The sequence below is a fragment of the Candidatus Hydrogenedens sp. genome (assembly GCA_035361075.1).
Taxonomy (GTDB): Bacteria; Hydrogenedentota; Hydrogenedentia; order Hydrogenedentales; family Hydrogenedentaceae; genus Hydrogenedens.
Map to the genome: position 1 here is coordinate 19,930 of DAOSBX010000037.1, position 15,077 is coordinate 35,006.

11 protein-coding genes are annotated in these 15,077 nt (G+C 39.1%); 4 read left to right on the plus strand and 7 right to left on the minus strand.

Going from position 1 to position 15,077, the window contains the following annotated elements; translation table 11 throughout:
* The first annotated feature begins 31 nt into the window (after positions 1 to 31).
* The 3 genes from PLJ10_10850 (at position 32) to PLJ10_10860 (ending at position 5,235) form a co-directional block, all read left to right on the plus strand.
* Positions 32 to 1,255, plus strand: a complete 1,224-nt coding sequence (locus PLJ10_10850) for an argininosuccinate synthase (GenBank protein HOK10143.1) — start codon at positions 32 to 34, stop codon at positions 1,253 to 1,255.
* An 18-nt stretch (positions 1,256 to 1,273) separates the two neighbouring features.
* The gene (locus PLJ10_10855; protein HOK10144.1) at positions 1,274 to 1,912 is read left to right on the plus strand and encodes a bifunctional 4-hydroxy-2-oxoglutarate aldolase/2-dehydro-3-deoxy-phosphogluconate aldolase; all 639 of its coding nucleotides are present in this window, start codon (positions 1,274 to 1,276) and stop codon (positions 1,910 to 1,912) included.
* 110 nt (positions 1,913 to 2,022) lie between these two features.
* On the plus strand, positions 2,023 to 5,235 hold the full coding sequence (locus PLJ10_10860; GenBank protein HOK10145.1) for a response regulator: 3,213 nt from the start codon (positions 2,023 to 2,025) through the stop codon (positions 5,233 to 5,235).
* On the opposite strand, the gene PLJ10_10865 is transcribed toward PLJ10_10860, so the two are convergent.
* The 6 genes from PLJ10_10865 to PLJ10_10890 all read right to left on the minus strand — a co-directional run bounded on the left by PLJ10_10865 (position 5,236) and on the right by PLJ10_10890 (position 11,716).
* Positions 5,236 to 6,348, minus strand: coding sequence for a type IV pilus twitching motility protein PilT (locus tag PLJ10_10865; GenBank protein ID HOK10146.1), 1,113 nt, complete (start codon positions 6,346 to 6,348; stop codon positions 5,236 to 5,238).
* A gap of 3 nt (positions 6,349 to 6,351) precedes the next feature.
* On the minus strand, positions 6,352 to 7,713 hold the full coding sequence (gene ftsZ, locus PLJ10_10870) for a cell division protein FtsZ (protein HOK10147.1): 1,362 nt from the start codon (positions 7,711 to 7,713) through the stop codon (positions 6,352 to 6,354).
* Between the two features lie 41 nt (positions 7,714 to 7,754).
* Positions 7,755 to 8,576, minus strand: coding sequence for an FtsQ-type POTRA domain-containing protein (locus PLJ10_10875; GenBank protein ID HOK10148.1), 822 nt, complete (start codon positions 8,574 to 8,576; stop codon positions 7,755 to 7,757).
* Complete coding sequence (murC, locus tag PLJ10_10880; GenBank protein HOK10149.1) at positions 8,569 to 10,014, minus strand: UDP-N-acetylmuramate--L-alanine ligase; 1,446 nt, start codon at positions 10,012 to 10,014, stop codon at positions 8,569 to 8,571. The genes PLJ10_10875 and murC overlap by 8 nt, the downstream gene beginning before the upstream one ends.
* A gap of 87 nt (positions 10,015 to 10,101) precedes the next feature.
* A complete protein-coding gene (locus tag PLJ10_10885; protein ID HOK10150.1) occupies positions 10,102 to 10,479 on the minus strand; it encodes a peptide chain release factor-like protein in 378 nt (125 codons plus the stop codon).
* A gap of 13 nt (positions 10,480 to 10,492) precedes the next feature.
* Positions 10,493 to 11,716, minus strand: a complete 1,224-nt coding sequence (locus tag PLJ10_10890) for a hypothetical protein (GenBank protein HOK10151.1) — start codon at positions 11,714 to 11,716, stop codon at positions 10,493 to 10,495.
* A 77-nt stretch (positions 11,717 to 11,793) separates the two neighbouring features.
* Between PLJ10_10890 and PLJ10_10895 the strand changes: the two genes are divergently transcribed.
* Complete coding sequence (locus tag PLJ10_10895; protein ID HOK10152.1) at positions 11,794 to 13,971, plus strand: bifunctional SDR family oxidoreductase/aminotransferase class I/II-fold pyridoxal phosphate-dependent enzyme; 2,178 nt, start codon at positions 11,794 to 11,796, stop codon at positions 13,969 to 13,971.
* Positions 13,972 to 14,011: 40 nt separating this feature from the next.
* Here the strand turns inward: PLJ10_10895 and PLJ10_10900 are convergent, their stop codons facing one another.
* Positions 14,012 to 14,854: an HAD family hydrolase gene (locus PLJ10_10900; GenBank protein HOK10153.1), complete on the minus strand. Its 843-nt coding sequence runs from the start codon at positions 14,852 to 14,854 to the stop codon at positions 14,012 to 14,014.
* Between the last annotated feature and the right edge of the window lie 223 nt (positions 14,855 to 15,077).

The window sequence follows — 15,077 nt, forward strand, 5'->3', positions numbered from 1 at the left end:
CAAAAAAACATATATCAGGGAGTTTTTTATTATGGAAAAACAACCAAAACGTATTGTCTTAGCTTATTCTGGCGGACTGGATACATCCGTCATTTTAAGATGGCTCATCGAAACTTTTAATGCAGAGGTCATCGCATATATCGCAGATATTGGGCAAGGAGAGGAATTGGAATCAGCACGTAAAAAGGCGTTAGCTACTGGTGCGGTTGATGCCGTTGTAAAAGACTTAAAACGTGAATTTGTAAAGGATTACGTCTTCAAAGCGATGCGTGCGAATGCCATTTATGAAGGTTCTTACCTGTTAGGAACCAGTATTGCACGACCCCTTATTGCAAAAGGACAAATAGAAGTTTACCGTGATAAATCTGCCGATGCAGTCGCACATGGTGCCACTGGCAAAGGAAATGACCAAGTCCGATTTGAACTGACGTATATGGCATTTGAGCCAAACATTCACATCATCGCTCCATGGCGAGACCCACGTTGGACATTAAACAGCCGTGAAAAAATGATCGCTTACGCTGAGAAACACGGCATCCCAGTGCCTGTATCGAAAAGTAAGCCTTATTCCTCAGACCGCAACTTACTTCATATCTCCTTCGAAGGAGGAATATTAGAAAACCCATGGATGGAACCACCAGAAGATATGTTCGTATTGTCAGTCGACCCAACGAAAGCCCCTGACCAGCCAGAATATGTAGAGATTGCTTTTGAACAAGGTTACCCCAAAGCAGTCAATGGCAAAGAAATGGAACCAGAAGTATTACTTGCATATCTCAATGAACTTGGAGGTAAACATGGAATTGGTCGAGTCGACTTAGTAGAAAACAGATTCGTAGGGATGAAATCACGCGGAGTATACGAAACCCCAGGTGGAACTATATTATACACTGCACACCGAGCGGTTGAATCGATAACTATGGATAGGGAAGTAATGCTACTACGTGACCAGTTATCTCCCAAAATTGCACAATTAATATACAATGGATTCTGGTTCTCTCCTGAGATGGAAGCACTTAATAAATTTGTTGACGAAAGCCAAAAAAATGTTACTGGCACCGCACGGTTGAAACTATATAAAGGTTCATGTATAGTTGTAGGGAGAAAAGCAGATAAGACATTATACAATCCACAAATTAGTACCTTTGAAGAAGATTTAGGTGCTTATAACCAGGCAGATGCCACAGGATTTATTCGTTTGAATGCCTTACGTCTACGCGTAAGAAAACAAGCGGGATTCTTCGAAGTGGAATAACAAAAAGAGGAATAAAAAATGAATCGCGAGGATATCCTGAATTTTATCCGTAATGAAAAAATTATCGCTGTTATTCGCGCAGATTTAGAAAGAGAACTATTTCACAAAGCAGTCCGAGCTTTGTATGATGGGGGAATTCACTGTGTCGAGATTACAATGACCTCGCCCGATGCCTTGTCCATCATTGAGGAGTTGAAAAAAGAATGGAAAGGCAAAGAACTTATTGTCGGAACAGGGACAGTGTTGGACGCAGTAACATGCCGATTAGCCATCCTCGCTGGAACCGATTTTATCGTTACACCTACGTTACTTCCTGAGGTAATTGATATAGCAAGAAACTATAGCATCGTGAGTATGTGTGGAGGTTTTACGCCGACAGAACTTCTAAATGCTTGGAAAACAGGTGCCGATTTCGTAAAATTGTTCCCCGCAAGTGTCGGCGGTCCTGAATACATCAAAGCCATACTCGGACCTTTACCCAATTTGCCCATCGTGCCAACAGGCGGTATTAATCACGAAAATGCAAAAAAGTTCTTAGAAGCAGGGGCTATTGCATTAGGTATTGGAGGAAATCTAGTCAGTAAAAAACTCCTTGCCAGCCAAAATTATCCGCTCATTACCGAAACAGCTCAACTCTATAAATCCTCTATCCAATAATTTCAAAATTAAAAAATTAAAAATATAATACTTGATTTTTTCTCTATTCCACATTTCTTTCTGATACAATAAATAAAAGGAATAGAATATATGAGGAAAACATTTTTTCTATGAAAAAGAGAGAGAGTAATCTTTACATAAAAACAAAATTATATCTCCTTCTCTTTACACCTGCTGTTATATCTGCCATCCTATACATGTTTATTATAACTATCTATGACTACCGCACACATGAGAATAATGTAGAACAACAAATTGTTCAAAACTCAAGAATTTTGAGAGATTTAACACTATTATATCTTTCTGAAAACAAATACGCTTTCCTAAAAGAAACCTTAAAAACCTTCTTAGCCAAAGAGAAAAATACGTGTATCCTTTTAAACTTTGACGATGAAAACCTCAACGCTGAATTTAAAGAATTTCAACTGGAACCAACCGAGATGGCTAAATTTCCAGAAGAAGGTTTTTATTATCAAGCACAACGAATTTGGTACATCACATCTTTAAAACCTCTCATTAATGGCTCTATTTTTATAGGGACATCGACAAAAGTTATATACACCGCTGTTATAGAAAAACTACTCGTTATTATAACCCTATCTATAATTTCGTCGTGCATTATCTTCTTTGTTTTGCGAAACATAGGCGCCACACTCGTCAATCAAATAGAAAAAATTACAAATGTTATTAGCACGGTATTACGAACGAGAGATTTCTCCAAAAGAGTGCAATTAGATACCTATGACGAAGTCGGTATTTTATCCTCTCATATTGATTTATTGTTAGGAGAAGTCCAAAAACAATTTGAAGCATTGAGCTCATTACAGAAAAGCTTACAAGAACAAATATTAATACAACAACAGAATTTTGAAAATGAAAAACTATTACGGCAAAAGATTGAAAAATCGCTAAAAAGAGAAGAGAGCCGATTTGAAGCATTAATTCAAAATGTAAATAGCATTATTTTAAGAATGCAACCAGATGGCATCATTACCTTCATCAATCGTTTCGGTGAAAAATTCTTTATGTATGACCACGGAGAACTTCTGGGAAAAAATGTCGTCGGTACTATCGTCCCCCTTACAGATTCCAATCAACACAATTTAAGGGACATGATTCTGGATATTGGTAAGAACCCCCAAAAATATATTAAAAATGAAAACGAAAACATGAAGAAAAATGGCGAGCGGGTCTGGATATCGTGGTCGAATAAAGCCATATATGACGACAATGGGAACATTATAGAAATCTTATGTGTCGGAAATGACCTGACCGAACATCGCCATATGGAACAGGAGATATTAAAAACAAAGGAACAGTTAGAACAGAAAAATAGAGAACTAATGGCTACCATTGAACAAGCCAACCGCTTAGCTATGAAAGCAGAAATTGCAAGTCAAACTAAAACCCTCTTCCTCGCACACATGAGTCATGAAATTAGAACACCACTAAATGGAATCATCGGTATTCTCCATCTATTAAAAGAAACCGACACAAATGAACAAAATCAAAACCTCATTCAAATGGCTCTTCACAACTCGGAAGCTCTGCTTTCATTACTTAATGATTTACTTGATTTTTCACAAATAGAAGCAGGCTCTGTATCTCTACGTAAAGAGCCATTCTCACCAAGAGAAATCGTCGAAGATATCATACAAATGTTTTGGCAACGAGCTCATAAGAAGCAGTTGGAAATTGGGTGTCTCATCTCCAAAGATTTGCCCGACCACATTATTGGCGATGGGAGTAAAGTGCGACAAATTCTGATTAACCTCGTCGGAAATGCAATTAAATTTACAGAGCAAGGAGAAGTTTGTATAGAACTAAAAGTAATTGAATCAACTAATAACTCTGCTCTAATTAGGTTCGAAGTCTCAGATACAGGTATAGGAATTCCTGAAACAGAACAGGATAAAATATTTCTTGCTTTCGAACAAGGCTCATTAAAAGAGGAGAAAAAATACGAGGGAACAGGGTTAGGATTGACAATAAGCAAACAATTGGTCGAACTTATGAAAGGTAAAATGGGGCTAAATAAGAACATTCACGGGGGAACAACCTTCTGGTTTGAAATCCGTTTTCCATTAGCACCTCCAGAAGAAGCAGAGCATGCAAAACCTACTCAAAAATATCTGTGGTTAATAGCAAAAAATAAACATCTCATTCATTCCATCGAGGAATGTGTTCTCTCATGGGAAATGATACTTAATGTTTGGGATTCCGTAGAAGATTGCTTATCTCATTACACATCTCAAACTAATAAGAATCTCTTCACAAGTGCCAACACAGTAATTTTATTTGACTTGGAATTATTTGAAGATAATCGATATAAAATCTCAGATTTGATAAAACAAAAAATACCTTTCATCGTTTTATATCCATCGGATATATGTCCCCTTGACGAAGCAAATACTATATTTAAGGACTTTATTCAGATACCATACCCCATCAAAAGAAAAGAGTTACTTGAAGCACTCAATACAATTGCAAAATCAGAGAAGCTAAAAATCGGTGAGGGTGAACAAGAAAAAACATCACAGAACAAAGTGAAAGTACTCGTCGCAGAAGATAACCCCATCAACCAAAAGGTTATTCTTGAATTTCTTTCTCGAAGGGGATATCAAGTCGATATTGTTGATAATGGAAATGATGCTCTTAAAAAACACGATACAAACCATTACGATTTGATTCTTATGGATGTAGAGATGCCAGGGATGAATGGTTTAGAAGTTACAAAGAAAATAAGAGAACAAGAAAAAATGTCGGGGAAACATATTCCCATTATCGCATTAACCGCTTACGCATTCGAAGAGTATAAAAGCCGATGTCTTGAAGCTGGCATGGATGGATATCTAATAAAACCCCTTTCTCCAGAATCGCTTGTCGAAACTGTAAAAAAATTTACAAGCCTCCCAAAAAACAATATGGTTGACAATATTGCTGTTGCTCCAACAGCCTCCCCAGAGGCTGACTTGATTTTTGATGAGAAAACAGTATTACAACGGATAGACAATGATATCGAACTCCTTATGTCTGTAGTTAAAATATTCCTACAAACACATCCAACATATATATCCAAAGCTAAAGTGGCTATAGATAACGAAGACTACATAAATTTCCACAAAACAATTCATACCTTGAAAGGTGCTCTGGGAAATATCGGCGCTGTTAAAGCAGAAAAGATAGCAAAAATTCTTGAACAAAAATCGTATGGACAGGATAAAGGCGACTGGAATACGCTCTCTGTATTATTTAAAGAATTAATTCTTGCAATAGAAGAATTAAAAAATATTTTGGTAAAAAAATTCCCCGAGACGGTTTAATTATTTGAGAATACCCCCACGCTTATTACTTAACCGAATCCCTTGCAACATCATTTGCAATTCTTCAGGATTATCTGACATATCCAAAGCCATATCCAAGGTGATTAACGAATTCCGAACTAACTGAAACAAACTGTCATTAAACGTTTGCATCCCCTCTTCTCTACCTTGTTGTATGGCAGTATCCAATTGACTTATCCGATTCTCTTTAATCAGTTTGCGAACAATAGGCGTATTAAATAAAATCTCGCACGCAGGAACTCTACCACGACCATCCGCTCGCGGAATAAGCCGCATACACATAATTGCCTTCAGGTTCATAGACAATTGAGAACGAACCTGGTCATGTTGATTGCTCGGGAAAAAGTCAATAATGCGGTCTATCGTTTGCATTATATTCGTTGTGTGCAGAGTACTAAAAACGAGATGCCCCGTCTCCGCAGCACTCACCGCCGCCATAAATGTCTCATGGTCTCGCATCTCACCAATAATGATAACATCCGGATCCTGTCGCATTACCGTTTTCAATGCACTATTGAAATCATGAGTATCTATAGAGATTTCTCTCTGGTTTATCACAGATTTCTTGTCTACATGAACAAACTCAATTGGGTCCTCAATCGTGATGATGTGACATGCACGATTCTGGTTAATATATTCCGTTATTGCAGCAAGTGTGGTCGATTTACCACTGCCTGTGGTGCCTGCAATAAGAATTAATCCCCTCTGTAACTCTGCAAATCGAACTACCTGCGGAGGTAAACATAACTCCTCAAAACTCTGTATGCGCGTCTTAATCCTCCGCATCACACAAGAAATAGTACCGCGTTGACGAAATACATTAACTCGGAAACGACCCACACCTTTTTCAGAAAAAGCAAAATCCAATTCACCCCGCTGAGAAAAGACACGTAACTGTTCATCTGTCATCATAATATTCAAAATCTGTGACATGGTCTCTGGATAAATAGCATCTTCGCCTACACTTGCCAACTCACCATTAATGCGGAAATAAGGGGGACTCCCTGTCTTCAAATGAATATCCGAAGCATCCTTTTGAACTGCACGTTGAAGCAATTTAATAAATTCATTTCGAATTGGTGATGTACTCATAATCTACTTTTTCTCTTCTTCATCCTTACTTAACTTAACATATTGTCGTATCCATGTTGGAACCGAGTTTAATGTTGGTTTCCCATTTCTCTTTTCTTCCTCAGCATTATTCAATACTTCTTCCGGAAAAAGTTCTCCTTCTTTCTTATTCTTTATTGTATCATCAACAGGCGTTTCCTTGCTCTTTTTATTGACAGACTCATCTAATTGAACGTCGATTTTCTCGTCATTCTCAACTGGTGATATTAAATCAATATTAGAAATATTCGTAATGGTTTTAGGAATAAATTCATTATCTTTCTGTTCCTCAGGGAAACCTGCCGCAATGACAGTAATACAAATCTCTTCCCTCGGTTCTCTACCAACCATCGCTCCAAAAATAATATTTGCCTGCGGACCTAATATCTCCCGTAACTTGTTGCCTGCACGATGAACTTCATCAATCTTCATATCAGAACCACCATGGATATTTAATATGGCACCCTTGGCTCCTACAACACTTTTGCAATCTAATAAATTGCACTCAATTGCACGGAGGACTGCTTCCTCTGCCCGCTTCTCACCTCTGGCAAAACCAATCCCAAGGTGAGCCCGACCACTATTTTGCAAAATAGTACGAACATCTGCAAAATCAATATTTATCAATTGTCGAATTTTGATTAAGTCAGTAATTGCACGAATACCATTATGCAATACTTCATCCACCTTTAAAAAGGCTTCCTTCACTGTTAAATCTTTCAGTGCGACAACACGGTCATTAGGAATGACAATTAAAGCATCAACATGTTCCTTCAATAGTTTAATCCCCTCATAAGCATCTCGCCTCCGTTTAGGTCCTTCAAACTCAAACGGAAATGTTACCACTGCTACTGTTAATGCACCTAATTGTTTTGCAATCTCCGCCACAATCGGTGCAGCTCCAGTCCCAGTTCCACCTCCCATGCCTGCTGTTAAAAACACCATGTGAGCCCCTTCCAACGCTTCCCGTATCGGTCCACGGTCTTCTTCTGCTGCAGATAAGCCTACTTCAGGAATTGACCCCGTCCCTAATCCATCTGTTAATCGGGCACCTATCTGAATTTTTATCGGAGCCGGCGACGCAGATAATGCTTGATAATCAGTATTTATAGCAATGAACTCTACTTCTTCCATCTTTTGTTCTATCATTCGCTCCACAGCATTTCCACCTCCTCCACCTACACCACATACTTTAATAAGTATTTTCTTGCCCGGAAAATCTTCTTTTCCTGTCATAACTCCGGAAAACCCGTGAACCGGCGGAGAGATTCTCTCCTCCTGTGTTTCTACTTTTTTCCCTTGCTCTTCATAATTCTCAGGGTCAATAAGTGTAAATCTCTGCGTCATCTCTTTATCCTCCTCGGGCTAATACCCAATGTATTATATTTTTATTTGTAAATAATATCATCATTGAACCTAAGGTCTAAATATTCAGAACACGACAACCGTGTTAAATCGACTTTATTTAATGCAATAGAAAAATTCTGAACCTGACGCTTTAAGTTTTCCCGCTTCCATCGAGTTTCACAGGGAACTTCATTAAAGAAAACTTTTAAATTATTACCATCTTCAACAACAATCTCCGAAATAGTAATTTGTCGTTCCCGTGGCACTTGATTATACTCATACCAAAACTCCAACGCAGACCAAAGCCCCTCATCATCTAAATAGCCCCCTGGTTTAATTTCGTTCTGTTCCGTTATACCAGAAATCAGTGGACCATAGGATTCCTTAATGTTATGAATCTGTTTTAGAATCTTCCCAGTATGTGAAATAAGAAATAATTTGTCGTCTAAAAATAACGTTGCATACGGCGAAAGCTCTTGAACATGAACAACAACAGTATCTGGATGCGTTTTTTCTACAACGCAATCCAAGATAAACGGGTTCTTCATAAATTCATACCTTATTTCCTCCGAACTCAATCTCAACCAATTCTTTTCTTTAATACTATTTATGGAATGAAGCAAATCCGTCTCCTGAAAATATTTTAAACCCTCAATACGAACCTCTTTCACCGCATAACGTGGGTCTTCTAAACATACCAGTATTAAAAAAACAATTACAATAATGACAGATAAAAAAACAAGAACACCACCTAAATACCCAAGGTTCCTTAAAAATCTTTTTATTCTACCAACCACACCCCCTTTATTATTCTTCGTCTTTCTTCTAACGATTGGGTATGTTCCATAAATGGTCTTATGCATTGTTTACTCCCTCATCAATATATGTTAATAATGGCTCGGCAATCTTATTAATATTCCCAGCACCTAAAATTAAAACAACATCACCACCTTTTAACTGTTTCACCAGAAAATTAGGAACATCATACATATCTCTTATAAGGTATACATGGTCTGCCCCTTGCCTCCTTGCTGAATCAACAATAAGACTTGCATCTACACCTTCAATAGGACTCTCTCGCGAAGGATAAATGTCCGTCACAATTGCCATGTCCGATTTCAAAAGCACTTCCGCAAACGTATCTGCAAAAAACTTTGTTCGACTATAAAGATGTGGCTGAAAAATAACAATGAGTCGTTTCGGTTTAATCCACCGAACAGCCTCCATCGTGCTGGCAATCTCAGTCGGGTGATGTGCATAATCTTCGATAACAACAACGCCTTTCCTTTCTCCACAAAGTTGAAGTCGTCTTTGAACCCCTTCAAATTGCCTCAAACCATCTGAAATCAAACCAAATTTTAAACCTAAACATAAACCCACAGCACAAGCACCAAGAGCATTACGGATGTTATGGATACCTAACGAATGAATAACCACTTCACCAAGCCTACCTACAACACCTAATCGCTCATCCTGATTTATTACTGTAAACCGCGTTTTAATACTCCGTAACAACTCACTCACTGATGCGAATTTCTCACACATTTCAATTTTTATATCTACACCCCTAAGAGAAGCGGTTTCATCAAGTCCATACGTAATACAAACACTCTCTATTTCCGATAAAATAGATTTGATATTCGGATCATCAATACAAAGAATGGAATAACCATAAAAAGGAACACCATTACAAAAATCTATAAATGCCTGCTTAATGCGGTCTAAAGTCCCATAGTATTCCAAATGCTCCGCATCAATACTGGTAACCACTGCAATCGTGGGATGTAATCTCAAAAAAGAACCATCATGCTCATCCGATTCCGCAACAAGATAATCACCAGTGCCCCAGCGAGCATTCGTCCCACTTCGGTGAAGAATCCCACCAACAATACTTGTTGCACCAATATTCGCATGGTCTAAAAATGACGCTATCATAGAGGTGGTCGTAGTCTTCCCATGTGTCCCACCAACCACAACAGCATTCGGCTTTAAACGAATTAGGTCTGCTAACAAATCACTTCGATGAATTACAGGTACCCCTCGCTCCTTCGCTGTGACTATTTCTACATTATCATCAGATACTGCGGCTGAACGTACAACAATTCCTGCATCTCCAATATTCGCAGACGCATGACCTTCATAAAATTTAAGACCATAACCTATCAATCTATCAATAATCTCAGAACTTTTTAAATCCGAACCAGAAACCTCATACCCGAGATTGAGCAAGATTTCAGCTAAACCGCTCATCCCAATACCACCAACACCAACAAAATGAACTTTTCGCTTTACTCCATTCATTCCTTTGACCCTAAAAGTAAAATACGATATATAGTATACAATATATAGTATAAAAACAAAAAAGCAAAAATCAATATTTTTTTATAATTAGCTCTCTTTGTCTGGTAGTTCTTTATTATATTTTTCTTGTGAACGTTTAGCCCGTTTTGCTTTTTGTTTTTTTATTTTGCTTATTTTCTTTGAGATAGGTGCTTCTTTCCCAAGTTTTTGTAACTCTATGAGTTCACATAACCGTCGCCGAGCCAGAAAACGGTTTATCGATTGCGAACGAGATGTGTCCATCTTCACCTCAATCCCTGATGGGATATGTTTCAGATATACACCTGTTGACGTATGATTGACTTTCTGTCCTCCTGGTCCCCGAGCAGAAATAAATTGCTCTATCAAATCTTTTTCAAATATCCCTAATCCTTCCATTCTTTTATAGAGTTCTTCTTCTTTCTTTTGCGATATTCCGAAAAACATTTAATCAATTGGTTTATGGTAAATTTTTTTGGCTCAATGATTTAGTATCAGGAACAGTCCAGTCTGGTTTTGGTGTGTCTTTAAATGGTAGTTTGTTTAATCCTTCAGGCGGTTTTTTCTTAAAGAAAAAGTGATCAGCGAAATCTAAAACGACATCCCAATCCGATGGTTGAAGTGCATGTTCCCCTTCACGATAATGGATTCCAATATTTTCTGTAGCACCTAAAAATTGGTAGACAGGCACTGTACATTCATGCATGACCTGCGTACCCATAGGATTTGCCCATAAATCACCTAAAGCTTCACGAGATAGTTGTCCACGTGGTGCAATAAGTGCCTTTAAAAAATGCTGGTCAAATGGCAATCGGTCTTCTTTACCAATAAAATCTTTCAACCGTGGAACAAACCAATATGGGGCTACATCTGTAGTAATAGCCCTAAGTGTTTCCGCCCCTTTCCCAACAATTCTATACGAGCCACAACCTCCTGTCCCACTGGACTGAGGGATAACTAATGGGATTCGCTCATCATTTGCACTTGCCCACATCGATGCCTTGCCTCTACGTGAATGTCCAGTCAATGCTAATTGTTTAGTGTTCACCTCAGGTATTGTCTCCAAGAAATCTAAAACTCGTAAAGCACCCCAGCCCCAAACACCTAACGAACCCCAATCACATTCTGGATATAACTTATAAATCATCTGGTCTCTACTTCCACTGTCATCGTCCAAAACACTTTTATCATAGAGGCAAAGAGCATAACCTCTCTCTATACATTTCTTTGCTATTTCTTTATTATCATCATTCTCTTTCCAAAATTTAGGGATAAACAAAATCACAGGGCTTGGTTTCTCTTTAGCCGAAACAGGTAGAAACATCATCACATCTAACTTAAATTCAGGCGGTCCATAATACACTGCATACTCACGATACAATGCCTTATCATCAAATATCGTTGTCTCAATCAACAGTTCTGATTTTTGTATTTTCGGTGCTGGCGGTAAATGTCCATATTCATAAAACATCAATATTTCTTTTATCTCTTCTCTTCGTTTCCGCCAATCTTCAACTGTCTCCACCTTTTTCCCATCACAGAATTGGAAAGGATTTGGAATTCCTTCAAAAGAAGGCAATTCATTTACTTCTTTTAAGCATTCATTCGCACCACACATCCATTGTAAAGCGAACAAAACAAACAGAAATGAAATTACAATTTTGAAAGTGGAATAATACTTCATATCTTCAGATGTCCTTATATTATGGTTAACAATGATAGAATAATAGTAATTATTTTATTAATGAGGAGTCAACTATCATGCATGTTTTGATTACAGGTGGTGTCGGTTACTTAGGTAGCTGGGTCACCTATGAACTACTGAAAAAAGGGCATAAGGTCCGAATCTATGACCGCCTATGTTTTGGGAAGCCTGAAAAAGCGGAGTGGCTTTCCCATCCAAACGTAGAACTTATCGAGGGCGATATACGCTATTGGCAGAAATATCCCGACTTGTTTAATAGCATTGATGTGGTCATACACCTCGCAGGATTAGCCAACGACCCCTCTTGTGCCCTGTGTCCCATTACCGCAAAAGAAGTAAACACAGCCAGCACAGTCGAATTGGCACGGCAAAGCAGTCAAAAAGGAGTTAAAAAGTTTATATTTGCTTCTACCTGTGCCGTGTATGGAAAAGGGGTTGGTGATTGGCTCGATGAAGAAAGCCCAACAAATCCGTGGTCAATGTTCGCCCAAACGAAAAACGAATCCGAGAAAATAGTGCTATCATTAGGACATAATCAATTCTCCCCTGTGATTGCGAGGCTTTCCACCTTATTCGGCTATTCACCACGGATGCGGTTCGACCTCGCCTTAAACCTGATGACTGCAATGGCAAAAACGCAAGGAACTATTGAAGTCCATGGCGGAGGACAACAGTGGCGACCATTCCTTCACGTGCGGGACTGTGCCCGTGCCATCTGCATCCTTACCGAAGCAGAACAGAGCATGGTTCATAACGAGATATTTAACATCGGTGCAAATGAACTGAACAAGAGAATTTTAGACCTCGCAAATGAAGTCGCCTCACTTATCCCAGACACAAAGGTCGAAATACTTAAAGAAGATGAGGATTGGCGAACCTTCCGAGTACTGTTCAATAAATTCGCTTCACGATTCTCTTTTCAACCTGAATATAAAATCTATGACGGCGTTCAAGAAATATTAAATTGGTTCCACCAGAATCCATCCGAAGAGCCCTTTTCCGAAAAATACATCAACGTGTTCCGATTTAAACAATTAAAAACTATCCCTGTTAGCGAAGGAGGCGAACCCACTGCTCCACGATTTATTCCGTTAGCCAAACCCATACTTGGCAAGGAAGAAGAAACGGCTATTTTACAGGCGATACGAAGTGGTTGGCTTACCTCAGGCGATAAAATCAATGCCTTCGAACGAATGTTTGCATCGACCGTCGGAGCAAAAGAAGCGGTTGCTGTTTCTTCATGCACATCAGCAATTCATCTCTGCCTCGTAGAAGCAGGTGTCAAAGCAGGTGATGAAGTTATTACTCCGCCGATAACATGGGTATCTACAATTAACACCATCCTGAACATGGGTGCTAAACCTGTTTTCGTTGATGTTGACCCGATAACCTTCAACATTAATCCCGAACTTATTGAAGAAAAGATAACAAAAAAAACAAAAGTGATTATCCCTGTAGACCTCGCAGGACATCCCTGTGAATTGGAGGCAATCCAAAATATCGCAGAACGATACAATCTCCACCTAATCGAAGATTCTGCCCATGCCTTAGGTGCTACGTATCATTCAAAACCCATCGGTTCTATCTCAGAACGAACCTGCTTCAGCTTTTATGCCACCAAAAACATTACAACCATCGAAGGCGGTATGATTACTCTATCCGACCCCGAAAAAGCACGAATGTTAAGGATATTAGCAACAAATGGCTTGACCGATACCGCTTGGGACAGATATGGAAGGAGTGCCTTCTATCGCCCACAAGAATTGGTCTCCGCTGGTTTCAAATATGCCATGAGCAACGTATCCGCAAGCATCGGCGTAGAACAAATCAAAAAACTAAGCACCTTCAACAGCGTTCGCCAGAGACTGGTACAACGGTATTACTACTCCCTATCAGACATAGATGAAATTATCCTACCCAAAACAAAAGAACATGTCCAGCATGCATGGCACCTGTTTATTATCCGACTGGATACAAAAAAAATAGGCAAGTCCCGCGATGAAATCGCCTTCATGCTAAGGCAGGAGAACATCGGAACAGGTATTCATTTCTACGGTGTGCATCTCCACCCATATATCCAACAACAATGCAATGTAAGCCCTGAATCCTGTCCTGTAGCAACTCAAATTTCCAATGAAATCCTATCATTACCTCTGCATCCAGAGCTGACAGAGGAAAATATCCAATACATCGTTGACGCATTAAAAAAAGTGATTTACTACGCCAAACACTAAACTACCGTTAAGCCCGTTATTACCTCTTTACAGTGCGTCATTACTCACAGAAGATGTATTTGATAATCTTATCCGCCTCATGGTAATCAGGAATAAGAATATCTGCACCTGCACGAAGCAACCTCTGCCTCTTATGCATATCCCAGCCATATCCCTTCTTCTCATCCGATGCCACACCCAAAGCAATTCCACCTTGCTCTTTAACATTCCTCAACTCTACAGGACCATCACCAATCGCCATAACCTCCGGACCATGAAGATTATGCACCGCTATAATCTCACGAATAACCTTCTCCTTTGAATACTCTTCTATACTCGGCAATGCACCCCAAATCTCCTCAAAATACGAATCCACACCCAAAACACTTGCCTCATGACGAACATCTTCACGGTCAGTCCCACTAAACACATACATAATAACGCCTCGCTTCTTAAGTTCTTCAAGAAAATACAATACATTACGCACCGTAACCTGCTCAATAGTCAACTCCCCATTTTGTAACTTCCGAATTCGCTCCCGCACAGGAATAAGCAACCGCTCATTATAAATCGCCTTATAACCCCATTCATCCAATATCTTATCCTCCGGTACTAACCCATGAGCACGAACCATCTGAACCAGCCTCTGCATCTGGAAAATCGTTTGAATACCCGTCGTCTCCTCTATCATCTCCGCTACTTCTTTCTCAATCTCCGCCGTAGGCTCATGTTCACCACATATCATCTCCACACACATCGGACCCATAATATTCTGCCACCCCTCACGAAGAAGACTAATAGTCCCATCAAAATCAAAAAGAATATGCTTTACACGACCTAATGTAATATTCGGATTTACAACCTCAATCTCTGTCTCGGGCAAAAATGTCTGTGATACTGACATAAAAACACTCCTATTACATCGTTAAACTGGGAGTACAAGAAGATACATTATAACAAAAATGACCCTCTCAAGAATAACCACCCTAACATCTCAATGCTTCCACAATCTCTTTTCACCCAAACTCCCTAATCTACTATCACGTATCACGCCTTTCATAAACAAATAGATATTTGTTTTATCAAACTCATCCATCCTCACTGGGTCATTAAAACCATCTGCTTTA

Coding starts and splice junctions, on each gene's coding strand:
- PLJ10_10850 (HOK10143.1), top strand. CDS start 32: ATGGAAAAACAACCAAAACGTATTGTCTTAGCTTATTCTGGCGGACTG.
- PLJ10_10855 (HOK10144.1), top strand. CDS start 1,274: ATGAATCGCGAGGATATCCTGAATTTTATCCGTAATGAAAAAATTATC.
- PLJ10_10860 (HOK10145.1), top strand. CDS start 2,023: ATGAAAAAGAGAGAGAGTAATCTTTACATAAAAACAAAATTATATCTC.
- PLJ10_10865 (HOK10146.1), bottom strand. CDS start 6,348: ATGAGTACATCACCAATTCGAAATGAATTTATTAAATTGCTTCAACGT.
- ftsZ (HOK10147.1), bottom strand. CDS start 7,713: ATGACGCAGAGATTTACACTTATTGACCCTGAGAATTATGAAGAGCAA.
- PLJ10_10875 (HOK10148.1), bottom strand. CDS start 8,576: ATGCATAAGACCATTTATGGAACATACCCAATCGTTAGAAGAAAGACG.
- murC (HOK10149.1), bottom strand. CDS start 10,014: ATGAATGGAGTAAAGCGAAAAGTTCATTTTGTTGGTGTTGGTGGTATT.
- PLJ10_10885 (HOK10150.1), bottom strand. CDS start 10,479: ATGTTTTTCGGAATATCGCAAAAGAAAGAAGAAGAACTCTATAAAAGA.
- PLJ10_10890 (HOK10151.1), bottom strand. CDS start 11,716: ATGAAGTATTATTCCACTTTCAAAATTGTAATTTCATTTCTGTTTGTT.
- PLJ10_10895 (HOK10152.1), top strand. CDS start 11,794: ATGCATGTTTTGATTACAGGTGGTGTCGGTTACTTAGGTAGCTGGGTC.
- PLJ10_10900 (HOK10153.1), bottom strand. CDS start 14,854: ATGTCAGTATCACAGACATTTTTGCCCGAGACAGAGATTGAGGTTGTA.